This window comes from Pseudomonas sp. P1_F1_2 (assembly GCF_056405815.1).
This window is the reverse complement of record NZ_JBFUBK010000020.1, coordinates 41884-63001: the sequence shown is the minus strand read 5'-3', so window position 1 is coordinate 63001 and position 21118 is coordinate 41884. Positions and strand designations below refer to the sequence as shown.

The following is a 21118-nucleotide window of genomic DNA, read 5'->3' as shown; positions in this document are numbered from 1 at the left end:
TCCTGTAGCAGCTGCCGAGCCCGCGAGGCTGCGTCCGGCCGCGCAGCGGTCGTAAACCCTACTCACTCGGTTTGACTGAAACACCGCATCGCCTGATTTTACGACCGCTGCGCGGCCGGACGCAGCCTCGCAGGCTCGGCAGCTCCTACGTCAGTCGTGCGGCGAGGGCCTTGGCTTGTAGTGCGACGTCGGTGACCGCCGTGCTTTCCCACCACATGCCGCGCAACGGGGGGCCCATGGCGAACAGGCGAGTGGCAACCTGACCACCGGCATCCAGCACGGCGCCGTCTGCAGCCGCTGCAATCCCCAAGGCCAACGGCCCCGGTCGGATCAACCCGCGCGCCAACAGTTGTTGTGGCAACGGTCGAGCAACCCGGCGCCAGTCATATTCGATGCCGCTGGAATTGATCAACGCTGCGCCCTGAACCACACAGGTGCCCTCTTCGCCACGGCGACGAATGCGGATGCTGACGCCGCCCTGCGACACGGGCTCAAGGCCCTTGAACGACGCCGCCTGAATCCGCAACAGCCCTTCCCTGTGCAAACGCTCCACCAAGGCAGCACTCAGCGGTGGCGAACGATGGTGATGACTTTCCCACCACGGCCGAACATGCCGCACAAATTGCCGACGCTGGCGGTCCGTCGCCTGATTCCACAACCGGCCAATGTGTGCACGCACGGTGTCGAGTGGTGCTTGCCAGTCGATGCCTTCAGCGATGGCCTGCCGGCAGTGCCGGCGCAGTTCACGCACTAACTGCCGAGGTGTGCGAATGCTCTGGTCCTCGGCCAGGAAATCCACCCAGGCCGGCGGTTGGCGACGTACGTGCGGCAGTAAGCCGTGACGCGAAAACACCTCGATCGGCCCACGATGCCCAGCCTGCTCCAGCGACACCACGGCATCGACCATGGTCAGGCCGGAACCGATGATCAGCACGGTGGACTGCGGATCGAGCTGGCGCATGGCGGCCACATCCCACGGATCCAGCGCCGCGGCGTTCAAACCGCTGGACTCGGTCTGCGGTGTGCGCGCCGCGGGAAACATCCCCGTCGCCAACACCGCATAAGCGCCCTGCAAGCGTTGACCGTCACTCAATGTCAGCCGTACCGAATCGTCGCCCGCTTGCAGATCAATCACCTCGGCCTGCACATGCTCGACCGTCGAGCCATTCAACGCCCCGACGGCTTGCGCCTCGGCCAGGCGTTGTTGCACGTACACGCCGAACAGGCCGCGTGGCGGGAACAACTCGCTGATCGGCACAGGTTGCTCGGCCGATTCCGGCCAGCCACCGGCGGCGATGTGTTCGGTCAGCCATTGCGTCAGGTCATCGGCGTTGTCCGGGTCGACACTCATGCGCGCCGCGTTGCCGTTCAGCGTATGGCCCAACTCGACCGCGCTATAGGCTTCGCCCCGACCCAGCTCGGTGCGCGGCTCGATCACCAGCACCGAGCGCCGGCCAGGCAAGCGCAACAACTGCGCGGCCAGCATCGCGCCACTGAGGCCGCCGCCGATAATCAGAATGTCTGCATGGCGGATGGCGTCGTTGGCCTGTCCGCTTTGGATTTCGCTCATTCCATACTCACCGGTCAATGACTCCCTGAATAAAAATCCACTGTCTGCCACCTTAATGTTTTGCCCTCCAGCACACAAACACCCCTCCTTGCAGGAGTGAGCCTGCTCATGATGGCGGCTAAGCAGATACCACCTTCTTCTCCTGCTGCCGCAACGCCGCCAGATCCCGATAACCCGCTGCGGGATGAACGTCTGCCAAACGCGGCCCCTCCCCAAACAATTTTTCACGCAAGGTCCCCGGCGCATAGTCGGTCTTGTACACCCCACGCTTCTGCAACTCCGGCACCAGCAACTCCACCGCGTCGATAAAGGTTTCGTGGGTCAGTGCATAGGCCAGGTTGAAACCGTCCACGTCGGTCTCCTCCACCCACTCTTGCAGAAGATCGGCGACTGTCTCGGGGCTGCCGACAAACAATGGCCCGAACCCGCCAATGCCGACCCAGTCCGCCAGTTCATTGGGCGTCCAGACCTTGTTCGGATCCGCCGTGGAAAACGCCTCCACCGCCGATTGAATGGCATTGGTGTGCACATGCTTGAGCGGTTCATCCGGTTTGAACTGGCTGAAGTCGATGCCGGTCCAGCCGGAAATCAGCGCCATGGCACCTTCGTAGCTGACCCAGGTTTTGTACTCCTCGAACTTGGCTTTGGCCTTCGCGTCGGTTTCGCCAAGGATCACCGTTTGCAGGTTGAAGATCAGGATCTTGCGCGGATCGCGCCCAGCCTCGGCGGCACGGCGACGAATGTCTGCCACGGTTTTCTTGAGCAGCACTTTCGACGGTGCGGCGACGAAGACGCATTCGGCATGCTCGGCCGCAAATTGTTTGCCACGACTCGATGCTCCCGCTTGGTAAAGCACCGGTGTGCGCTGCGGCGAAGGTTCGCAAAGGTGAATGCCCGGCACCTGGAAATGTTTGCCAACGTGGCGAATCTCGTGAATTTTGCGCGGGTCGCTGAAGACCCGCCGCTCGCGATCGCGCAGAATCGCGCCCTCTTCCCAACTGCCTTCCCAGAGTTTGTAGCAAACCTCCAGGTATTCCTCGGCGAAGTCGTAGCGGGCGTCGTGTTCGGTCTGGTTTTTCTGGCCAATATTCTTGGCGCCGCTTTCCAGATACGAGGTGACGATGTTCCAGCCGGCCCGGCCCTTGGTCAGGTGGTCGAGCGTCGACAGGCGCCGGGCGAATGGATACGGGTGCTCGAAAGACAACGACGCGGTCAGGCCGAACCCCAGATGCTCGGTGACAAGCGCCATTGGCGGAATCAGTTGCAGCGGATCGTTGACCGGCACCTGCGCGGCCTGGCGGATCGCCGCGTCACCATTGCCGTTGTAAACGTCGTAGATGCCGAGCACATCGGCAATGAACAGACCGTCGAACTTGCCACGCTCAAGGATCTTCGCCAGATCGGTCCAGTATTCGAGATCCTTGTACTGCCACGAACGATCGCGCGGGTGCGCCCACAAGCCCGGCGACTGGTGGCCGACGCAGTTCATGTCAAACGCGTTCAGACGAATTTCGCGGCGGATGCTTGGGGGTTTGGCGGGGGTTGTCATGGACCGGCTCCGGGGTTCTGGTGAATGCTCTGTTCGCATTTGCAGAAGTCGTGCCTGAACATGATTACAAGTTATTTCAACAGGTTGAGATGCTTTCCAAGAAATAACATCAGCTTTAAAAGAGCAAAGTGTCTATTCACTGTTGATGAGCCAACAGTCAAATCACCACGTTGCGCACAAACCGCGCCGCCACCGGCCCGTCATTGCGATAGGCATGGGGCTGGTTGCTGGCGAACATAAAGAACTCACCGGCAGCAATGTGCTGCGGGGTGTCACCCAACATCAGGGTCAGGCAGCCTTCGAACACGTAGATCTGTTCGCTCCAGCCTTCGGCGTCCGGTTGCGACGGGTAAATTTCCCCCGGTTGCAGGCACCATTCCCATTGTTCCACTTCGCGGGTGGCGGTGGCCTTGGACAGTAAAACGGCTTTGCTGCCGGGGATTACTCCGGCCCACGCCACTTCGTTGATGCGGCTCGTGTCACGGGCGTCCGGGGCCTGGATGAGGTCGCTGAACCTCACGTCCAGTGCCTCGGCCACGCGGTCGAGGGTGGTCAGGCTGACGTTGTTGTCGCCGGCTTCGATGGCCACCAGCATCCGGCGGCTGACCCCGGACTTTTCGGCCAGCACGGTCTGGCTCATGTCAGCGGCGTGGCGCAAGCGCCGGACGTTCTGGCTGACGTGCTGGAGGACCGAAGCCCGCGGGGTGGAATCTTTGTGCACTATATTGCTCACTTGGTGGGGTTGGGCAGTATACTGCGCAACATTCGGCGCATTGTGCGTCGCCCTCAAGTAGCGCGCAAGGTCATGACGTCAGTGAACTCTTCTCCCACCTCCCCCCGCGTCTCACGGTTCAGCAAAGCCGAGTGCGTGCTGGTGCTGATCACCATGGTCTGGGGCGGAACCTTTTTGTTGGTGCAGCATGCGATGACCGTCAGTGGACCGATGTTTTTCGTCGGTCTGCGCTTTGCCGCTGCCGCGAGTCTGGTCGCGCTGTTCTCCTGGCGACACCTGCGGGCACTGACCCTGTTCGAACTCAAGGCCGGGGCGTTCATCGGGGTGGCGATCATGCTCGGTTATGGCTTGCAGACGGTGGGTTTGCAGAGCATTCCCAGCAGTCAGTCGGCGTTTATTACCGCGTTGTACGTACCCTTCGTGCCGTTGCTGCAATGGTTGGTACTGGGGCGGCGTCCGGGGCTGATGCCAAGCATCGGGATCATGCTGGCGTTTACCGGGTTGATGCTGCTGTCGGGACCCGCCGGCGCTTCGTTCAATTTCAGCCCTGGCGAAATCGCTACGCTGATCAGCGCCATCGCGATTGCCGCAGAAATCATCCTGATCAGCACCTATGCCGGTCAGGTCGATGTGCGTCGAGTGACCGTGGTGCAATTGGCGACCACGTCGGTGTTGTCGTTCTTGATGGTGGTGCCGACCCAGGAACACATTCCGGACTTCTCATGGCTGCTGTTGTGCAGCGCGCTGGGCCTTGGCGCTGCGAGCGCGGCGATTCAGGTGGCGATGAACTGGGCGCAGAAGAGTGTCTCGCCGACACGCGCGACCTTGATTTATGCCGGGGAGCCGGTGTGGGCCGGGATTGTCGGGCGAATTGCCGGGGAGCGGCTGCCGGCGATTGCACTGGTGGGTGCCGGTTTGATCGTGGCGGCGGTGATTGTGAGTGAGTTGAAGACCAAGGGTAAGGGTGCTGCGGCGGCGGAGGAGTTGGAGCGGGAAACACAGGGTTAAACCGCGAGATCTGTGGCGTCTGATAGATAGCTATCGCGAGCAAGCTCGCTCCCACATGGGTTCTGCGTTGTGCCACCAGAGTGTGAACACAACTGGCCCCTGTGGGAGCGAGTTTGCTCGCGATGGGGCAGAAGGGTTTAAACCGGCCCGTTGAAACAATGTGAATCAGGCTTTTTCCGTCTACCGTGTAGGATTCTGCGACAGCTTCCCGTTTGGTGATCCGGGAGCTGGCACGTATGATGCTTCACAAACTCCCGCAGATTAGAAGCCTATGTCCCTGATAGTTCTACTGCTTCTGCCATTTATTGGCAGCTGTCTGGCAGCCGTCCTGCCGCACAACGCACGCAATACAGCCCCCTTGCTCGCGGGCCTGATCGCACTGATCGGCACCGTCCAGGTCGCGTTCCTGTACCCGCAAATCGCCCATGGCGGCGTAATCCGCGAAGAATTCTTCTGGCTGCCAAGCCTCGGCCTGAACTTCGTCTTGCGCATGGACGGGTTCGCGTGGCTGTTCTCGATGCTGGTGCTGGGCATCGGCACACTGGTCTCGCTGTACGCACGCTATTACATGTCACCGGACGATCCGGTGCCGCGGTTCTTCGCATTTTTCCTGGCGTTCATGGGCGCCATGCTCGGGCTGGTGATTTCCGGCAACCTGATCCAGATCGTGTTTTTCTGGGAGCTGACCAGCCTCTTCTCGTTCCTGCTGATCGGCTACTGGCATCACCGTGCCGACGCACGACGCGGCGCCTACATGGCGTTGATGGTCACCGGCGCGGGTGGTTTGTGCCTGCTGGCGGGGGTCATGCTGCTCGGCCATGTGGTCGGCAGCTATGACCTGGACAAGGTCCTGGCCGCCGGCGATCTGATTCGCGCACATGCCCTCTACCCGCTTCTGTTACCCCTGATCCTGATCGGCGCCTTGAGCAAAAGTGCGCAATTCCCTTTCCACTTCTGGTTGCCCCACGCGATGGCGGCGCCGACACCGGTCTCGGCCTATCTGCACTCGGCGACCATGGTCAAGGCCGGGGTGTTTCTGCTGGCGCGACTTTGGCCTTCGTTATCCGGCAGCGAAGAATGGTTCTACATCGTCAGCGGCGCCGGTGCCTGCACCCTGTTGCTGGGTGCGTATTGCGCGATGTTCCAGAACGACCTCAAAGGGTTGCTGGCCTACTCGACCATCAGCCATCTGGGCCTGATCACCCTGCTGCTGGGCTTGAACAGCCCGCTGGCCGCCGTGGCCGCGGTGTTCCACATTCTTAACCACGCCACCTTCAAGGCCTCGTTGTTCATGGCCGCCGGGATCATTGACCACGAAAGCGGCACCCGCGACATCCGCAAACTCAGCGGCCTGATCAAGCTCATCCCGTTCACCGCCACCCTGGCCATGGTCGCCAGCGCCTCGATGGCCGGCGTGCCGCTGCTCAATGGTTTCCTCTCCAAAGAAATGTTCTTTGCCGAAACCGTGTTCATCAATGCCACGGCGTGGATCGAGTGGAGCCTGCCAATCGTCGCGACCATCGCCGGCACGTTCAGTGTCGCCTACTCACTGCGCTTCACCGTCGACGTGTTCTTCGGCCCGACCGCCACCGATCTGCCGCACACCCCGCACGAGCCACCACGCTGGATGCGCGCACCCGTTGAGTTGCTGGTGTTCACGTGCCTGGTCGTGGGGATGTTCCCGGCGCAAGTGGTCGGTTCCATACTGGCCGCCGCAGCCCTGCCTGTAGTAGGCGGGACGCTGCCGGAGTACAGCCTGGCGATCTGGCACGGCTTGAATGCGCCAATGATCATGAGCCTGATCGCCATGTCCGGCGGCATCGTGCTCTATCTGCTGCTGCGCAATCAGTTCAAGCGCGGGCGCTTCAAATACCCGCCGGTCATTGGCCGGTTGAATGGCAAGCGCCTGTTCGAACGCAGCCTGGTGATCATGATGCGCCTGGCCCGTCGTCTGGTGCGCCGGATCAGCACCCATCGCCTGCAAACCCAATTGTTCCTGATGGTCCTCGCTGCCGTGTTGGCCGGCTTGATTCCGATGCTCCACAGCAGCCTGAGCTGGGGGGATCGACCGAAAATTCCGGGCTCTATTGTGTTCGTGACCCTGTGGCTGCTGGCGATTGCCTGCGCCCTCGGCGCGGCGTGGCAGGCCAAGTATCACCGGCTCGCGGCCCTGACCATGGTCAGCGTCTGCGGCCTGATGACCTGCGTGACCTTCGTCTGGTTCTCCGCGCCAGACCTGGCACTGACGCAACTGGCCGTCGAAGTGGTGACCACCGTGCTGATCCTGCTCGGTTTGCGCTGGCTGCCACGGCGGATCGAAGAGGTGTCGCCACTGCCAAGCAGCCTGCGCAAGGCGCGCATCCGGCGTATCCGCGACTTGCTGTTGTCGACCGTGGTCGGTGGCGGCATGGCCTTGCTGGCCTACGCGATGCTGACGCGTCAGACGCCTAACGATATTTCCTCGTTTTACCTCAGCCGTRCCCTGCCCGAAGGTGGCGGCAGCAACGTGGTCAACGTGATGCTGGTGGATTTTCGTGGCTTCGACACCCTCGGTGAAATCACTGTGCTGGTGGCAGTGGCCCTGACCGTGTTCGCCCTGCTGCGACGCTTCCGCCCGCCCAAGGAAAGCCTGCAATTGCCAGCCCAGCAACGCTTGCTGGCACCGGACGTGGTCACCGACCTGGTCAACCCGCGCCACGCCAGCGACACCGCGCTGGGCTTCATGATGGTCCCGGCAGTGCTGGTGCGTCTGCTGCTGCCGATTGCGCTGGTGGTGTCGTTCTACTTGTTCATGCGTGGACACAATCAACCGGGGGGCGGTTTTGTCGCGGGGCTGGTGATGTCGGTCGCGTTCATCCTGCAATACATGGTCGCCGGCACGCAGTGGGTCGAGGCGCAAATGAGCCTGCGACCGCTGCGCTGGATGGGCATCGGGTTGCTGTTTGCCACGGTCACGGGGCTTGGGGCCATGGCGGTCGGCTATCCGTTCCTGACCACCCACACCTGGCATTTCACCCTGCCGGTACTGGGTGACATTCACATTGCCAGCGCGCTGTTCTTCGACATCGGCGTGTATGGCGTGGTGGTCGGTTCGACGCTGTTGATCCTCACCGCCCTCGCTCACCAATCGGTTCGCGGCCACAAAACCGCAGCCCAGCCCAAACCCGTCGCCACACAAGGAGCCGTCTGATGGAAGAAGTCATCGCAATCGCCATCGGCGTTCTCGCGGCGTCCGGCGTCTGGCTGATCCTGCGGCCGCGAACCTTTCAGGTGGTGATGGGCCTGTGCCTGCTGTCCTATGGCGTCAACCTGTTCATTTTCAGCATGGGCAGCCTGTTCATCGGCAGGGAGCCGATCATCAAGGACGGCGTGCCGCAGGACTTGCTGCACTACACCGATCCACTGCCGCAAGCACTGGTGCTGACCGCGATTGTGATCAGCTTCGCCATGACCGCGTTGTTTCTGGTGGTGCTGCTCGCATCCCGGGGCTTGACCGGGACCGACCATGTCGATGGCCGGGAGCCTAAAGAATGAATCCAATGACGCACCTGATCGCCGCCCCGATCCTGCTACCGCTGCTGACTGCCGCCATCATGTTGATGCTCGGCGAAAAACACCGTCCGCTGAAAGCCAGGATCAACCTGTTCTCCAGCCTTCTGGGCCTGGGGATTTCGGTGTTGCTGCTGCAATGGACACAGACCACCGGCGTTCCCGGCTCTATCGGTGTGTACCTGCCGGGCAACTGGCAGGTGCCATTCGGCCTGGTGCTGGTGGTTGATCGCCTGTCAGCGTTGATGCTGGTGCTGACCGGGATCATCGGCGTCAGCGCCTTGCTGTTCGCCATGGCCCGCTGGGACGGCGCCGGTTCCAGCTTCCACGCGCTGTTCCAGATTCAATTGATGGGGCTGTACGGCGCGTTCCTGACCGCCGACCTGTTCAACCTGTTCGTGTTTTTCGAAGTGCTGCTGGCCGCTTCCTACGGTTTGATGCTCCACGGTTCGGGTCGACCGCGAGTGTCGGCGGGGTTGCATTACATCTCGATCAACCTGTTGGCGTCGTCGCTGTTCCTGATTGGCGCGGCGCTGATTTACGGCGTCACCGGCACCCTGAACATGGCCGACCTGGCGTTGAAAATCCCGCTGGTGCCACAAGCCGATCGCGGCTTGCTGCATGCCGGCGCGGGGATTCTCGCGGTGGCGTTCCTGGCCAAGGCCGGGATGTGGCCGCTGAACTTCTGGCTGGTACCGGCCTACTCCTCGGTCAGCGCGCCAGTAGCGGCCATGTTCGCGATCATGACCAAGGTCGGYGTCTACACCCTGCTGCGTCTGTGGACCTTGCTGTTCTCCGGCCAGGCCGGGGCATCGGCCTACTTTGGCGGTGACTGGCTGATCTACGGCGGCATGGCAACAATCGTCTGCGCAGCGCTGGCGATTCTGGCGGCCCAACGCCTGGAGCGCATGGCCAGTTTGAGCATTCTGGTGTCGGCAGGGATTCTGCTGTCAGCCGTCGGCTTCGCCCAGCCGAACCTGATCGCGGCGGCGCTGTTTTACCTGGTCAGCTCGACCCTGGCGCTGAGCGCGCTGTTCCTGCTGGCCGAGTTGATCGAACGTTCCCGTTCGGTCAATGAAGCGCCGCTGTTCGATGACGCCGACCTGATCGCACGACCGACGCTGTCCGAGCAACCGCCCAAAGGCTTCAACCTCGATGACGATCAGAAAGCCGTGGTCGGCCAGGTGATTCCCTGGACCATGGCCTTCCTCGGATTGAGCTTCATTGCCTGCGCGTTGCTGATCATCGGCATGCCGCCGCTCTCCGGCTTCATCGGCAAGCTCAGCCTGCTCAACGCCCTCCTCAACCCGCTGGGCTTGGGCAATGACGCTGGCGAACCGGTGTCGAACGCTGCATGGGGGTTGCTCGCACTGTTGATTCTGTCAGGGCTCGCCTCACTGATCGCCTTCTCGCGCCTGGGCATCCAGCGCTTCTGGACCCCGCAAGAACGTCCATCGCCGCTTCTGCACCGTTTGGAAAGCGTGCCGATCATCATTCTCCTGGGGCTGAGTATTGCGCTGACCTTCAAGGCTGAACCGCTGCTGCGTTACACCCAGGCGGCCGCCGATGCCTTGAACAACCCGCAGCAATACGTGATGGCCGTGCTCGGCACACGCGCAGTGCCAAGCCCGGAAGCCAAAGCGGCAATGTTGGAGGTGCAACCGTGAAACGCCTGTTTCCTGCCCCTTGGCTATCGCTGGCGTTAGGGGTGTTGTGGCTGGTGCTGAACCAGTCGATGAGCCCCGGCAATCTGTTGCTCGGCGCGATGCTGGGCTTCTGCGCACCGTTGATGATGCGCCGATTGCGACCGCTGCCGATTCGTATCCGTCGCCCCGGCGTCATCTTGCGCTTGCTCCTAGTGGTCGGTCGAGACGTGCTGGCGTCCAACCTCGCCGTGGCCTGGGGCGTGCTGAACGCCGGTCGCCGCGCGCCACGCTCACGCTTCATCAAAGTGCCGCTGGACCTGCGCGACGCCAACGGCCTCGCCGCACTCTCGGCGATCTGCACCGTGGTCCCGGGCACCGTTTGGTCGGAACTGGCGCTGGATCGCAGCATCCTGTTGCTGCATGTGTTCGATCTGGATGACGAAGCCGTGTTCATCCAGCACTTCAAGGCAACCTACGAGCGCCCCTTGATGGAGATCTTCGAATGAGCCCACTGCTGTCGAACGCCGTCCTGCTGAGCCTGTTCATGTTTTCCGTGGCGATGATTCTGACGCTGATCCGTCTGTTCAAGGGCCCCTCAGCCCAGGACCGGGTTCTGGCCCTGGACTATCTGTACATCATCGCGATGCTGATGATGCTGACGCTGGGCATTCGTTATGCCAGTGATACCTACTTCGAGGCGGCGTTGTTGATCGCCCTGTTCGGTTTCGTCGGCTCGTTTGCCCTGGCGAAATTCCTGCTGCGTGGCGAGGTGATCGAATGAATGGCGAACTGTCGCTGTGGGTCGAGATTCCAGTGGCGATCCTGCTGCTGCTCAGCAGTCTGTTTGCGCTGGTCGGCGCCATTGGCCTGGTGCGGATGAAGGATTACTTCCAGCGCATGCACCCGCCAGCGTTGGCCTCGACATTGGGGGCATGGTGTGTGGCACTGGCGTCGATCATTTACTTTTCGGCGCTCAAATCGACACCAGTGGTGCATGCCTGGCTGATTCCAATCCTGTTGGCGATAACCGTACCGGTGACCACCTTGCTGCTGGCGCGCGCGGCGTTGTTCCGCAAGCGCATGGCCGGCGACGATGTGCCGGCCGAGGTGAGTAGTCGGCGCACGGATGGCAGAAGCTAAGGTTACACGCTGAATCACCCGGATTGGCCTGCCCGGCCATGCGCCAATCCGGGCATTTCAAACCCAGGCAACCGTCAGCAACCCGGCCCCCAACACCACGCACAGTGGTGAATAGACCCAGGTATCGAGCCGGGCAAACGTCGAATTCTTGACCTCTTTGAAGAACCCCACCAGTTCCGAATCGCCAATCGCCCGGGCGAACATCAGTATCGCAATGGCACTGAGCACCCATTGCAGCCACTTGTCATGCACCGCCGGCAAACAAAGCCCGACCCGCAGACACACCAGCATGGCGATCAGTAACAGCGCCCCCGCCACCAGCAACGTCACGATTCCCGACGGCTTGAACGCAGGCCTTGATTGCGCGCCGCCCTCCCCGGGCACTCGCGGCACCGCCGCCTCGCTGCCCAGCTTGCCGCCCGAGGCCCAATACACGTGGACCAGGCTGATTATCAGAAAAATTGAAGCCATCCATTGTGCGACCAGCAGATTCATCTTCGGGCATCCATCCAGAGGGAGCGAACGTGCTCCGGGCGGTGATAGCGATACTCGGTGAAATACAAACGTGTGCGGCACAGACTTACTTCAGTTCGGCGGAGACCTTGTCAGCCACCTGCTTTGGCACCCAAGCCTGCCAGATATCCGGATGCGTCTTCATGAACGCTTCCGCTGCCTGGCGTGGCGGGGTGTGTTTTTCGCTCATATCGGCCAGTGCCTTGTTCAGTGAATCGATGGGGAAATCGACCTTGCTGAAGAACTCGACGATCTGCGGGTACTGTTTCTGGAACGGCGTGGACACGCCAATGGACAGCTTCGAGGGCAGCGAACGCGTCGGCTGCGGGTTTGGATTGTCGGCGTCGGTCAGGGTTTTCCAGGCTTCGGCGTCGAAGGGGGGTTCTTCCAGTTGAATCAACTTGAAGCGTCCGAGCAATGGCGTCGGTGACCAGTAATAGAACAGCACCGGCTTGCCCCGATGGATCGATGAAGTGATTTCTGCGTCCAGCGCGGCCCCGGAACCGCTGCGAAAGTTCACGTAGCTGTCGTTCAGGCCATAGGCGGTGAGCTTCTGCTTGTTGACCACTTCCGACGTCCAGCCGATCGGGCTGTTGAGGAAGCGCCCCTTGCCCGGGCTTTCCGGGTCGCTGAACACGTCTTTATATTTAGGCAGGTCGCTGACACTGCGCAAATCCGGCGCTAACGCCTTGATGCCTTTGGCCGGGTCACCCTTGACCACATACTCCGGGACCCACCAGCCTTCGGTTGCGCCCTTGACCGTATCGCCCAGGCTCGCGACCTTGCCTTCAGCCTCCGCCTTGACCCAGACCGGGCTGCGACCGGCCCATTCTTCACCTATGACCTGAATGTCATTGTTGGCCAGTGCAGTCTCCAGGGTAATGGTGGTTCCCGGCAGGGTATCGGTCGGCAACCCGTAGCCCTTCTCGACGATGATCCGCAGGATATCGGTGATCAGGCTGCCACTTTCCCAATTCAGGTCGGCGAAGTGGATCGGTGCCTGGGCCGCGAATATCGGGACGGGAGATGTTAACAATCCGACGCTGGCCAGGGACGCCGCCAGCAACCGTCGAAATCCTCTCATGCTTTTGCACCTCGTGCTGTTCACAGCAATAGCAGGATGGCCTGATAAACGACCACAAGTCTCAAAATATTCAGTCAATTGACTGTAGTAGAGGATCCTGATTTCGAGGGGTGCGAATTACGTTTCGGAAGATTCCTGCAAACGGGCCAGCTCTCTTCTGACCATGCTGGCGTACGCCGCCGGACGCAGCGTATAGATCTGTGACGCCACCCAACTCAGCCAGGCTCCCTGCAGAACTGCCTTCTGCTCGAACAGCCGCAGGGCTTCAGTGTGGGCACTGGCCTGGTTCTGTTCATGGAAATCGGCGCGGGTCACCGACATCACTCACTGGCCTTGAACGTCACCAGTTCGCCCTTGCGCCACTTGGCGGCTTTGGCAGTCACGGCTTTCAGGGTCTTGGTCAGGCCTTCCTGCAATTGTTGATGAGCGGCGAACACCATCACCACGCTATGACCTTCCTTGAACACAATCGCCTGACCGTCGGGCGTGGTGACAAATGCGTAATCACCCAATCCATACACCGTCAGTTTGATTTCGCGGAACTTGATGTCCAGCTTGCCGCCTTCGCGACTGGGTAGAACAGAAGCGCTGAAATGATCACCGACCTTCAGTTTGAGCCCTGGTTTATCGTCCACCACCAGCGCTTCTTCGGTGTCGATCTCGGCAATATAAATGCCTTCGGCATTCTGTTCGGTGATGTAGACGAAACGAGATTGAAACTGTTTAACCAACTTTGCGCGCAAATCACCTAGCACGAACAAAGCATGCATATCGAGATTACTTACTGCCAAGGAAACATCCCCACATCTGAAATTGATGCCGCACGCAAAAAAGCGCACGGCAGAAAATAGCGGCCATGCCGATGGTCTTTCAAAAAACCGGGTTGAAATCCTGATCCTGGCTGAGGGCTCATGCATCGCGAGGTCAGCGAGCCTACTGGAATATCGCTCGCGCCGTCTTCCGTCAAAGTCGTCAGATGTTGAAGGAAATTGCCCTTCTTACCGCCAGAGGAAACCGGATTACCAACTGTAAGGAAAAAACGCTTCAAGAAAAGCACTTTTCCGACATATCAGCCGCAAAAAATTGCTTTAGATGAACACCATTCGCCAACCCGTGGTGGCGATTCTAGAGCAGCGACGCTCACAGAGACTACCCATAACGACGTACATACGTCGGTAAAATAAAGAAAAGGACTTCATATGTGCACGATGACTCACTTTGCAACCGCCCAGCCACCTTACGCTCACAACGCCTCGCCGCTGCATCAGGGGTTGCTCGAAGCACCTCGGTTTCACCCAGAAGAGCCTGCCCGACCAAGGTTTCAGGTGGTTCCGGCAGGTATTGCATTCTTCCACATAAAGGAAACCGCCACAGGACGCGTCAGAGGTTTCCGCGGCGATCATAACCAGGCGTGTGCACTTGCTCGCTCACTTGAATCACGCGAATGAAGCGTCCACCGAATTCATTTCAATAGACGTTTCGTCAAACGCTCGACTTAACTCAGCCGCCGGCGGGCAACAACTGCCATACTGCCCGCCCCATGAAACCCGTTCCCACGTCGGACGGCGTTCAAAACAACAAAACATTTCCAAGGGAAGGCTGCTACGTGACGGAATTTGATATCGGCGAGTTTATGATCCGGGGTGAAGCCAGAGAGATCGATGGCGAATTCCAGGCAGTGATTGTCATGCGCGCCAAACCGAAATTGACCACGGTGACGTATCACCAGGTCGAGAAAGATCGCTGGTTCAAAACAGCGGAAGTCGCCGCTATCGCCGCTCAGGAATCGGCCAAGGAACTGAAGGCTGCCGTCGATGCGGGGGCATTGAAAGCCTGATCATCGAATTTGCCGTCTATGCTCTTTCCTGCTTTGGCACAGCCATCGAACTCCTGAAGCGCGGCCTCCTCAGATGCAATGAAGCTGCCCTTCAGATCTCGCACTCGACGCGGCCCGCAAGGAGATGAACATGGATTCACCCACACACGACTTGAAAGGCTTGTTCGACCAACTCGGCCTGGACTCCAGCCAGAAGGCCATCGATGATTTCATCGCCAGCCATTCACCGTTGGCCGACGACAAGAAAATGATCGACGCCGAGTTCTGGACCCCGCAACAAGCCGGCTTTCTGAAAGAGCAACTGCGCGAAGACGCCGATTGGGCGCGGGTGGTCGATGACTTGAACTTGCGCTTGCACCAGCTTCACTAGCTCGCGCAATCAATGCAGGCTGTCAGGTGATTCAGCGCTCAATTGCGCCAACCAGGCAGCCCTGCACTCTTCGGCCTCATCGCGGCTGGAAAACGCCGTCCCCCGGCGCTCACCGTTGAGCAGTACAACCCAACAGACACTCTGCCCCATCGCGCGCAAACAGGCGGGCACACCGCTACCAATCATGACGGCGACATCCACTTTGCTTTGCATGCTGGCCTCTCGAATTTAATTAGCAACCTAACTACATAGGCATGTTAATGAGTTCATTCGCGAGGAAACAGCAACGAGCTTGTATAGCTTCGTTGCCAAAATCGTAACAATCGCCCCCTTTCAGCGAGGAACTTGGGGCTTGTAACCCAAGCGCAAACCGCCCCAATGCCGGCCCTTGACCATGATCGGCACCGAAAGATCGTGCATCAATTCACCTGTGTCGCGGGTATACGTCTGCAACAGCACTGGCTTTTGATGGCTGCCACAACGGATACCGGTGCGGTCGGCGAATTTGCGTTTGGTGCGGTTTTGCAGCGTATCGACCTGCACGTCGCCGGTCAGCGACTGGCTGAAGACGTTGTTATGCGTCGGCACATATCCCTGTTGAGTGCAGGCGATGGCAAACACCAAGCCTTCATGAAGCGGCAATAACGGTTCCTGTATCGCCGGCAAGACTTGATCGGTATAGCGGTCGAAGCGGGTCTGGAACTTGGGCGGGCTGGTGTTCGGGATCGCCTGGTAATTGCGATCAAACAGGTCATCGAGGCTGACTCGCCCCTGGCTGATGTCCGCTTCAAAGCGCGCCGCAATCTGCATCGCGCCCTCGCGGGCCAAGTCATAGACCCGCTGGTGATAGTCATCCAGCCCGACTTCGGCCAAGCGCTCGCTGATGGACTCAGCCTGACCTTCCATCTGCACGGCGGCCTGGGCCAGGCGCTGGGTCTGTTGGTCGCTGATCGCCAGATCGCTGCGCATCTGCTCGATCGCATGAAACAGGCTGTCGAGTTGTTCGCGATTGGTGTCCGCGCCCCGGGCGATTTCCCCGACCTGGCTTTCGACGCCAGCGGCCAATCGCGCAATGTTTTCCAGGTGCTGCCCCGTGTGCTCGACTTGCTCGACACCCGTGTCGAGGTCGCTGGACAGTTGGCGGATCTGCTCCACGACCTGAGCCGTGCGTTGCTGGATATCGGCAACCATCTCGCCGACTTCGCCGGTCGCCGTCGCGGTTCGCGCCGCCAGGCCACGCACTTCATCGGCCACCACTGCGAACCCGCGACCATGTTCCCCGGCCCGCGCCGCTTCGATTGCGGCGTTCAACGCCAACAGATTGGTCTGGTTGGCAATGGACTGGATCACCAGCGTCACCCGCTGGATATCGTCACTGCGCAGGCTCAGGGCCTCGATCAGCTCGCGACTGTTGCTGGCGCGCTGGCTGAGTTGATGCATTCGGGCGATGGACTCAACCAGCTCTTTACGCCCCGCTGCGCCGCTTTGATGCGCTTCGCTGGCGGCGTCGAGGGCGTCGCGGCTGAGTTTGGAGGTGACTTGTTCGGTAGCGATCATCACTTCGGCGTTGCTGACAATTTGCGCCGCCGCGTTGAGCTGCGATTGCAGTTTGTCCGCCAGTTGCTTGACCGAATAGGCCACACCGGCCGCCGACAACGCGTTATGACTGGTGGTGTAGGAAAGATCGCGAGTCAATTCGCTGATGGCGCTGGCACTGTCCGCGGGGTTGTCTTGCGGGTTAGCGCGCGAGCGCAGGCGAGGCAACCAGATAATCAACACGGCCAAGGGCAGGCCAAGGTAAAGCGACCCGTAACCCAATGTCATGCCACACAACAAAAGCATCAGGGCGATGCTTTGCAGGGTCGGCGTCAGCCAAGGGTTTTTCGGCAAAAGCACTGGCGCAGGCGCTGCCGCCGCCAGAGATCCGTCTCTCGTCATCTTCGTCACCCCACGATCTTCTAATTGTTGTCTTCGCATTTAACGCCACTACAACGCCATTATCTATGGTCCATTAGTAGTGGGTATTGCAGCAGATCAATAGAGGGGCACGAGTTTTCTACGGACGAAAAAAAGCATCGCGGGCCAGCCTTGCTCCTTCAGGAGTGAGGCTCGCCCGCGATGCGTGGCGCTACGAAATCAGGCCTGACGCTGGTGCTTGTCGATCTGTTCGTGACGCTCTTGAGCTTCGATGCAGTACTTGGTGGTCGGGCTGATCAGCAAGCGCTTCAGGCCAATGGCCTCGCCGCTGTCGTCGCACCAGCCGAAGCTGTCTTCTTTGATGCGTTCCAGAGCCTGTTCCAACTGAGGCAGCATGCGCTGGTCGCGATCGATCGCGTTTACCAGCCAGGTGCGCTCTTCTTCAACAGAAGCTGCATCTGCCGGATCGGCCGGAGTGTCCAGGCTCTCGATGGCGATGCGGTTCTGTTCGATGCGCTCATGGGTTTCGACTTTCATGTTCTGCAACAGCTCGGAGAAAAAAGCATGTTGCTCAGCATTCATGTAGTCATCCGCCGGCATGGCCAGCAACTTGTCCTTTGTCATTGATATCTCTATAAAAAAACGTGCATTAAGGCGAATTAGGGAGCGTTCCGGCTGACCGGGTGAGGCCATCGGAAAGGCGCCGTTTAATTCCAAGCGCCACCCGGCACTCAATTTACGAGGGGCGGCAGTCTAAGGCCGACGTGAGGCCCCAGCAACTGAAAAGTCAGCGAATTTGTCCGACAAGGTGTGCAAAGTGCTCTATAGCAACCGTTGCGGCGGTTATCGGAGTGCGTTTATAGCAAGAAATTCCGTCGAGCGGCTGTATATAGAAGACAAACGGCTGCGCCAGCCCCACCCGTTTGCAGCTAGCGCAAGCTCAGCTAAGGTTGTCCGTCCCGAAATGGCCTTTAAAAGGAATGCATTAATGAAGCTGATCGGCATGCTGGATTCGCCTTATGTACGGCGTGTGGCCATTTGCGCCCAACACCTGGGTATCGACCTGGAGCACCAATCGGTATCGGTGTTCCGGCACTTCGAGCAGTTCCAGCAGATCAACCCGGTGGTCAAGGCGCCGACGCTGGTGTTGGACGATGGTGATGTGTTGATGGATTCGACCCTGATCATCGACTACCTGGAAGCCTTGGCCGGCCCTGGCAAAAGCCTGATGCCCAGCGACCTCAAGCAACGGCTGCGCGCACTGCGCGTGACCGGCCTGGCGTTGGCGGCCTGTGAAAAATCAGTGCAGCTCTATTACGAACGCAACCTGCGCCCCGTCGATATTCAATTTCAACCATGGGTGGAACGCGTCGAAGGCCAATTGGCGGCGGCCTATGCGGCACTTGAGCGCGAATTGGAAAAACAGCCGCTGGCTGGCGGCGCCTCGATTGCACAGGACGGCATCACAGTAGCGGTCGCCTGGAGCTTCACCAACCTGGTGGTGCCGGATCAGGTCGATGCCGCGCGCTTCCCGCAGATCGCGAAATTCACGGCACAGGCGGAAACGCTTGAGGCATTTATCAATACCCCGATAACCTGAGCCGCCCAGCCCACCGGACTCTCCCATGACCGCCGTCGAACAGACCGCCCCGGCGCTGAAGGAAATCTTCAACGCCGAGCGCCTCAAACACATCGCGACCGAAATGACGGCGGTTTACCCCCGGTTCAACGCCATAGCCTTCCTGAAGATGGCCAACGAAGGCCTCGCCGACCTGTCGATCATGCAACGCATGGCCCGGGTCAGCGAATGCCTGTACGCGGTGCTGCCGCTGGGATATGACGAGTCCCTTGAAGTATTGCGCACCCTCGCCCCGCGCCTCAACAGCAGCTTCGTCAGCATCTCGTTGCCGCAGTATGTGGCGATGTATGGCGCTCATGATTTCGAGCAGTCGATGGATGCGCTTAAGTATTTCACCGCGTTTGGCTCTTCGGAATTTGCGATCCGGCACTTTCTGCGCAGCGACCTTCAGCGTTCATTAACGCTGATGCAGCAATGGTCGCTCGATGACAACGAACACGTGCGGCGCCTGGCCAGCGAAGGTTGCCGCCCGCGTTTGCCGTGGTCATTCCGACTCGAACAGATCCAGGCCGATCCGACACTGGCCGCGTCGATCCTCGATAACCTCAAGACCGATGAAAGTCTTTATGTGCGCAAGTCCGTAGCCAACCACCTCAATGACATCACCAAGGATCATCCCGACTGGGTGCTGGACCTGATTGAAGGGTGGCCGCTGGATAACAAGCACACAGCGTGGATTGCCAAACATGCGTTGCGCAGTCTGATCAAACAAGGCAATCAGCGAGCGTTGGCCGTCATTGGCGCCAGCGGCAAGGCTGAGGTCGAGATTGTCGGGGTTAAAGTTGAACCGGCAGTGATTCGTCTGGGGGAGAAAATCTCCCTCTCGTTCACTGTGAAATCCACGGTGTCAGAGAGTCAGCGACTGGTAATCGATTACGCGATTGATTACGTCAAAGCCCACGGCGGTACATCGGCGAAGGTGTTCAAGCTCAAGGCGTTGACGTTGCCGGGCAAGGCCACAGAGTTCGTCAGTCGCTCTCAGCAGATCAAAGAGCTCACCACTCGCAAACACTATGTGGGCAAACACACGGTGCACATTCTGGTGAACGGCGAACGCCTGGCCAGCACCTCATTCGAAATCCTCGCTTAGCTTGTAGCAGCTCGTCCGCTGTAGCAGCTGTCGAGCTCGCGAGGCTGCGTTCGGCAGCGCAGTTGTCGTGAAATCAGGCCGCGCGGTGTTTCAGAAAGACCGCGTATGCAGGTTTTGCGACTGCTACGCAGCCGAACGCAGCCTCGACAGCTGCTACAGCTGCTACAGCTGCTACAGCGGACATAGCGCTGCTACAAACTATCAATACATCCGTCCCGTTAGTTGATGCCTGAGTTATCCAGAACCATTTCCAATACCTCGCTGACCCGACTTGGCGGCCCGACGTCAACTTCACAAAGTTTTTAGACGAGATGACGTTTGCCGACCATCCTTACGAGACTTCCGTCCCCATGGATCACTTCGCATCAGCGCGAGGAAGACTTCGATGCTCAACTGGATGCTGGTTTTCGTTCCCATCGCCATTGTCGTGGAATATGTCGCAGCAGACTTCCACCTGCTGGTCTTCCTGATGGCGGCCCTGGCCATAGTGCCGCTCGCAGGTTGGTTGGGACGGGCTACCGAGCATCTGGCGGAACGCTCCGGCGAGGGCGTTGGCGGGCTGCTGAATGCGACGTTCGGCAACGCGACCGAGCTGATCATTGCCCTGAGCGCCTTGCGCGCGGGTCTCTTTGATGTGGTGAAGGCGTCTATCGTCGGGTCCATCGTCGGCAACATCCTGCTGGTGTTGGGCGTGGCCATGCTGGCTGGCGGATGTCGTCACCATGAACAGCAATACAACATCTCCGGGGCGCGCTCCCAGGCTACCCTGCTGACCCTGGCTACCATCGCGCTGATTCTCCCGGCTGCCTACAACGCCGTCATCACGCCCCGAAATCCACAGGGTCTGCAGTCGCTGAGTCTGTACATCTCGCTGATTTTGCTGGTGGTATACGGCTTGTTCCTGGTGTATTCGCTGGTCACCCACAAAAGCCTGTTTTCCGGTACATCCAACACCGAGCAAAGCCCGGATCAACCGCGTCCCTGGTCAATGCGCAAAGCGTTGCTGGTGCTTGGCGGGTCGACGGTACTGATCGCGTGGATCAGCGAGATTCTGGTCGGCGCCATCGAACCCAGTGCTCATCAGCTCGGCCTGAGCAACCTCTTTGTCGGTGTATTTGTCGTGGCCATCCTCGGCAATGCCGCCGAGCATGTCTCAGCCGTCTCGGCCGCCATGAAAAACCGCATGGACCTTGCGCTGTCGATCGCGATCGGCTCCAGCGTCCAGGTGGCCCTGCTGGTCGCTCCCATTCTGGTATTGGCCAGCCATTTCATTGGTCCGACGCCCATGGGGTTGGCCTTTTCCGCAGGGTTGGTGCTGAGCGTCCTGTTGGCGGTGCTGATTACCGGGCAGGTCGCCGGCGATGGCCGTTCGGACTGGCTCAAAGGTGTGCAATTGCTGGCGGTGTACCTGATCCTTGGCCTGGCGTTTTTCTTCACACCTGATGCGTCCGCTCCATAAAACGACCCTATACC

General features: G+C 59.8%; 24 protein-coding genes. 13 read left to right on the top strand and 11 right to left on the bottom strand.

The features are described 5' to 3' along the window. Positions 1–145: 145 nt before the first annotated feature. The 3 genes from AC1D2P_RS08585 to AC1D2P_RS08575 form a co-directional block, all read right to left on the bottom strand. Positions 146–1570, bottom strand: a complete 1425-nt coding sequence (locus tag AC1D2P_RS08585; RefSeq protein ID WP_477757494.1) for an FAD/NAD(P)-binding protein — start codon at positions 1568–1570, stop codon at positions 146–148. A 118-nt stretch (positions 1571–1688) separates the two neighbouring features. Further along, positions 1689–3092 carry an LLM class flavin-dependent oxidoreductase gene (locus tag AC1D2P_RS08580; protein WP_046027885.1) on the bottom strand — a complete coding sequence of 468 codons (1404 nt, stop codon included), beginning with the start codon at positions 3090–3092 and terminating at the stop codon, positions 1689–1691. Between the two features lie 184 nt (positions 3093–3276). Then, the gene (locus AC1D2P_RS08575; protein ID WP_109784646.1) at positions 3277–3840 is read right to left on the bottom strand and encodes a helix-turn-helix domain-containing protein; all 564 of its coding nucleotides are present in this window, start codon (positions 3838–3840) and stop codon (positions 3277–3279) included. On the opposite strand from AC1D2P_RS08575, the gene AC1D2P_RS08570 reads away from it, so the two are divergent. The 7 genes from AC1D2P_RS08570 to AC1D2P_RS08540 all read left to right on the top strand — a co-directional run bounded on the left by AC1D2P_RS08570 (position 3835) and on the right by AC1D2P_RS08540 (position 11195). Further along, the gene (locus AC1D2P_RS08570; protein ID WP_046027589.1) at positions 3835–4860 is read left to right on the top strand and encodes a DMT family transporter; all 1026 of its coding nucleotides are present in this window, start codon (positions 3835–3837) and stop codon (positions 4858–4860) included. The two genes, AC1D2P_RS08575 and AC1D2P_RS08570, sit on opposite strands and share 6 nt — an antisense overlap. Positions 4861–5131: 271 nt before the next feature. Next, the gene (locus AC1D2P_RS08565; protein ID WP_477811388.1) at positions 5132–8050 is read left to right on the top strand and encodes a monovalent cation/H+ antiporter subunit A; all 2919 of its coding nucleotides are present in this window, start codon (positions 5132–5134) and stop codon (positions 8048–8050) included. Next, entirely contained in the window at positions 8050–8394 is a 345-nt protein-coding gene (locus AC1D2P_RS08560) for a Na+/H+ antiporter subunit C (RefSeq protein WP_007944721.1), read from the top strand. The genes AC1D2P_RS08565 and AC1D2P_RS08560 overlap by 1 nt, the downstream gene beginning before the upstream one ends. Continuing rightward, positions 8391–10076, top strand: coding sequence for a monovalent cation/H+ antiporter subunit D (locus AC1D2P_RS08555; RefSeq protein WP_477757493.1), 1686 nt, complete (start codon positions 8391–8393; stop codon positions 10074–10076). Before AC1D2P_RS08560 ends, AC1D2P_RS08555 begins: the two co-directional genes overlap by 4 nt. Continuing rightward, a complete protein-coding gene (locus tag AC1D2P_RS08550; RefSeq protein ID WP_046027595.1) occupies positions 10073–10561 on the top strand; it encodes a Na+/H+ antiporter subunit E in 489 nt (162 codons plus the stop codon). Before AC1D2P_RS08555 ends, AC1D2P_RS08550 begins: the two co-directional genes overlap by 4 nt. Next, a complete protein-coding gene (locus AC1D2P_RS08545; RefSeq protein ID WP_046027596.1) occupies positions 10558–10836 on the top strand; it encodes a K+/H+ antiporter subunit F in 279 nt (92 codons plus the stop codon). The genes AC1D2P_RS08550 and AC1D2P_RS08545 overlap by 4 nt, the downstream gene beginning before the upstream one ends. After that, complete coding sequence (locus AC1D2P_RS08540) at positions 10833–11195, top strand: Na+/H+ antiporter subunit G (RefSeq protein WP_046027597.1); 363 nt, start codon at positions 10833–10835, stop codon at positions 11193–11195. Before AC1D2P_RS08545 ends, AC1D2P_RS08540 begins: the two co-directional genes overlap by 4 nt. A 57-nt stretch (positions 11196–11252) precedes the next feature. On the opposite strand, the gene AC1D2P_RS08535 is transcribed toward AC1D2P_RS08540, so the two are convergent. The 5 genes from AC1D2P_RS08535 to AC1D2P_RS08515 form a co-directional block, all read right to left on the bottom strand. Continuing rightward, complete coding sequence (locus AC1D2P_RS08535; RefSeq protein ID WP_046027599.1) at positions 11253–11690, bottom strand: DUF3995 domain-containing protein; 438 nt, start codon at positions 11688–11690, stop codon at positions 11253–11255. Between the two features lie 85 nt (positions 11691–11775). Continuing rightward, positions 11776–12792, bottom strand: coding sequence for an ABC transporter substrate-binding protein (locus AC1D2P_RS08530; RefSeq protein ID WP_223524656.1), 1017 nt, complete (start codon positions 12790–12792; stop codon positions 11776–11778). A gap of 117 nt (positions 12793–12909) precedes the next feature. Beyond that, positions 12910–13113: a hypothetical protein gene (locus AC1D2P_RS08525; protein ID WP_046027603.1), complete on the bottom strand. Its 204-nt coding sequence runs from the start codon at positions 13111–13113 to the stop codon at positions 12910–12912. Then, positions 13113–13583: a hypothetical protein gene (locus tag AC1D2P_RS08520; protein WP_046027604.1), complete on the bottom strand. Its 471-nt coding sequence runs from the start codon at positions 13581–13583 to the stop codon at positions 13113–13115. Before AC1D2P_RS08520 ends, AC1D2P_RS08525 begins: the two co-directional genes overlap by 1 nt. Next, positions 13574–13840 carry a hypothetical protein gene (locus AC1D2P_RS08515; RefSeq protein ID WP_139348054.1) on the bottom strand — a complete coding sequence of 89 codons (267 nt, stop codon included), beginning with the start codon at positions 13838–13840 and terminating at the stop codon, positions 13574–13576. The genes AC1D2P_RS08520 and AC1D2P_RS08515 overlap by 10 nt, the downstream gene beginning before the upstream one ends. A 151-nt stretch (positions 13841–13991) precedes the next feature. On the opposite strand from AC1D2P_RS08515, the gene AC1D2P_RS08510 reads away from it, so the two are divergent. The 3 genes from AC1D2P_RS08510 to AC1D2P_RS08500 all read left to right on the top strand — a co-directional run bounded on the left by AC1D2P_RS08510 (position 13992) and on the right by AC1D2P_RS08500 (position 14999). After that, positions 13992–14240 carry a hypothetical protein gene (locus AC1D2P_RS08510; protein WP_077430288.1) on the top strand — a complete coding sequence of 83 codons (249 nt, stop codon included), beginning with the start codon at positions 13992–13994 and terminating at the stop codon, positions 14238–14240. 158 nt (positions 14241–14398) lie between these two features. Next, positions 14399–14629, top strand: coding sequence for a hypothetical protein (locus tag AC1D2P_RS08505; protein ID WP_046027605.1), 231 nt, complete (start codon positions 14399–14401; stop codon positions 14627–14629). Between the two features lie 130 nt (positions 14630–14759). Then, positions 14760–14999 (top strand): DUF2789 domain-containing protein, encoded by a 240-nt coding sequence (locus tag AC1D2P_RS08500; RefSeq protein WP_046027606.1) that lies wholly within the window; start codon positions 14760–14762, stop codon positions 14997–14999. Positions 15000–15008: 9 nt separating this feature from the next. Here AC1D2P_RS08500 and AC1D2P_RS08495 read toward each other — a convergent pair whose 3' ends face one another. From AC1D2P_RS08495 to AC1D2P_RS08485, 3 genes are all read right to left on the bottom strand, one after another. After that, a complete protein-coding gene (locus AC1D2P_RS08495; RefSeq protein WP_046027607.1) occupies positions 15009–15212 on the bottom strand; it encodes a hypothetical protein in 204 nt (67 codons plus the stop codon). A gap of 120 nt (positions 15213–15332) precedes the next feature. Next, entirely contained in the window at positions 15333–16556 is a 1224-nt protein-coding gene (locus tag AC1D2P_RS08490; protein WP_408980996.1) for a methyl-accepting chemotaxis protein, read from the bottom strand. Between the two features lie 579 nt (positions 16557–17135). Further along, a complete protein-coding gene (locus AC1D2P_RS08485) occupies positions 17136–17540 on the bottom strand; it encodes a TraR/DksA family transcriptional regulator (protein ID WP_007907888.1) in 405 nt (134 codons plus the stop codon). Positions 17541–17904: 364 nt separating this feature from the next. Between AC1D2P_RS08485 and AC1D2P_RS08480 the strand changes: the two genes are divergently transcribed. The 3 genes from AC1D2P_RS08480 to cax all read left to right on the top strand — a co-directional run bounded on the left by AC1D2P_RS08480 (position 17905) and on the right by cax (position 21104). Beyond that, entirely contained in the window at positions 17905–18516 is a 612-nt protein-coding gene (locus tag AC1D2P_RS08480) for a glutathione S-transferase (RefSeq protein ID WP_046027609.1), read from the top strand. Between the two features lie 25 nt (positions 18517–18541). Next, complete coding sequence (locus AC1D2P_RS08475; RefSeq protein WP_477811387.1) at positions 18542–19645, top strand: DNA alkylation repair protein; 1104 nt, start codon at positions 18542–18544, stop codon at positions 19643–19645. A gap of 385 nt (positions 19646–20030) precedes the next feature. Further along, positions 20031–21104, top strand: coding sequence for a calcium/proton exchanger (gene cax / locus AC1D2P_RS08470; RefSeq protein ID WP_477757491.1), 1074 nt, complete (start codon positions 20031–20033; stop codon positions 21102–21104). The last annotated feature ends 14 nt before the right edge of the window (positions 21105–21118 follow it).

Bases quoted from the DNA above. Each gene is read 5' to 3' on its own strand.
- AC1D2P_RS08535 (WP_046027599.1), bottom strand. From the start codon at position 11,690: ATGAATCTGCTGGTCGCACAATGGATGGCTTCAATTTTTCTGATAATC.
- AC1D2P_RS08540 (WP_046027597.1), top strand. From the start codon at position 10,833: ATGAATGGCGAACTGTCGCTGTGGGTCGAGATTCCAGTGGCGATCCTG.
- AC1D2P_RS08560 (WP_007944721.1), top strand. From the start codon at position 8,050: ATGGAAGAAGTCATCGCAATCGCCATCGGCGTTCTCGCGGCGTCCGGC.
- AC1D2P_RS08495 (WP_046027607.1), bottom strand. From the start codon at position 15,212: ATGCAAAGCAAAGTGGATGTCGCCGTCATGATTGGTAGCGGTGTGCCC.
- cax (WP_477757491.1), top strand. From the start codon at position 20,031: ATGCTCAACTGGATGCTGGTTTTCGTTCCCATCGCCATTGTCGTGGAA.
- AC1D2P_RS08525 (WP_046027603.1), bottom strand. From the start codon at position 13,113: ATGTCGGTGACCCGCGCCGATTTCCATGAACAGAACCAGGCCAGTGCC.
- AC1D2P_RS08485 (WP_007907888.1), bottom strand. From the start codon at position 17,540: ATGACAAAGGACAAGTTGCTGGCCATGCCGGCGGATGACTACATGAAT.
- AC1D2P_RS08510 (WP_077430288.1), top strand. From the start codon at position 13,992: ATGTGCACGATGACTCACTTTGCAACCGCCCAGCCACCTTACGCTCAC.
- AC1D2P_RS08530 (WP_223524656.1), bottom strand. From the start codon at position 12,792: ATGAGAGGATTTCGACGGTTGCTGGCGGCGTCCCTGGCCAGCGTCGGA.
- AC1D2P_RS08500 (WP_046027606.1), top strand. From the start codon at position 14,760: ATGGATTCACCCACACACGACTTGAAAGGCTTGTTCGACCAACTCGGC.
- AC1D2P_RS08545 (WP_046027596.1), top strand. From the start codon at position 10,558: ATGAGCCCACTGCTGTCGAACGCCGTCCTGCTGAGCCTGTTCATGTTT.
- AC1D2P_RS08490 (WP_408980996.1), bottom strand. From the start codon at position 16,556: ATGATCGCTACCGAACAAGTCACCTCCAAACTCAGCCGCGACGCCCTC.
- AC1D2P_RS08480 (WP_046027609.1), top strand. From the start codon at position 17,905: ATGAAGCTGATCGGCATGCTGGATTCGCCTTATGTACGGCGTGTGGCC.
- AC1D2P_RS08475 (WP_477811387.1), top strand. From the start codon at position 18,542: ATGACCGCCGTCGAACAGACCGCCCCGGCGCTGAAGGAAATCTTCAAC.
- AC1D2P_RS08585 (WP_477757494.1), bottom strand. From the start codon at position 1,570: ATGAGCGAAATCCAAAGCGGACAGGCCAACGACGCCATCCGCCATGCA.